1 pseudogene is annotated in these 1064 nt (G+C 71.0%); it reads left to right on the forward strand.

The features are described 5' to 3' along the window. Positions 1–89 precede the first annotated feature (89 nt). Positions 90–1064 (forward strand): annotated as a pseudogene (locus G3N99_RS40890) (circularly permuted type 2 ATP-grasp protein); the annotation flags it as partial.

A 1064-nucleotide genomic window follows, 5' to 3' on the forward strand; every position in this document is an offset into this window, starting at 1 on the left:
TACTATATGTTATTTGTCAGTACACCGACGACGACAGCACCCACACGAGCGCCATACACCTCTGCCCCACGCGACGCTCTCCGCGACGCCGAGCCGACGCGCTTTACCGCGGCATGCGCGAGAACGGCCTGTTCTATCAACTGCACGAGCAGCGCGCCGGCGACGGCGCGGCCGGCCCGTGGTCGCTCGACCTGTTGCCGCTGATCGTCACGCCCGAGGACTGGGTCGCGATCGAGCGCGGCGTGCTGCAGCGCGTGCGGCTGCTCAACGCGACGCTGGCCGACCTGTACGGCCCGCAGACGATCCTCGAACGCGGGCTGCTGCCGCCCGCGCTCGTCACCGGACATCCCGGCTACCTGCGCGCGATGCGCGGCGCACGCGTGCCGGGCGATACCTGGCTGCACGTCGTCGCGTTCGATCTTGCGCGCGGCCCGGACGGGCAGTGGCGGATCGTCGCGCAGCACACGCAGGGCGCGGCCGGCCTCGGCTACTTGCTCGAAAACCGGCTGATCGTGTCGCGGCTCTTTCCGCGCGGGTTTCGCGGGCTGCGCGTGCAGCGGCTCGCGTCCGCGTACCGCGCACTGCTGCAGAGCATGCAGGCGCTCAGCCCGGCCCGCAAGAATTCGCGGATCGTGCTGCTCACACCGGGGCCGCACAGCGCGACGTATTTCGAACACGCGTATCTCGCGCGCTACCTCGGCCTCACGCTCGTCGAAGGCGGCGACCTGACCGCGCGCGACAACCGCGTTTTCCTGAAGACGCTGCGCGGGCTCGAACCCGTGCACGGCATCCTGCGGCGCGTCGACGACGCGTGGCTCGATCCGCTCGAACTGCGGCCCGATTCGATGCTCGGTGTGCCGGGGCTGCTGCAGGCCGTGCGCGCGGGCAACGTGCTGCTCGCGAACGCGCCGGGCTCGGGCTTCCTCGAATCGCCGGCGATGCTCGGCTTCATGCCGCGTCTCGCGGAAGGGCTGCTCGGCGAAACGCTGACGCTGCCGGCCGTGCATTCGTGGTGGTGCGGCGAGGCGGCCGCGTGCGACGACGCGCTGCCGCAGCTCGCGCGC

It is taken from the genome of Burkholderia sp. Ac-20392, from assembly GCF_017104585.1.
Classification (GTDB): Bacteria; Pseudomonadota; Gammaproteobacteria; order Burkholderiales; family Burkholderiaceae; genus Burkholderia; species Burkholderia lata.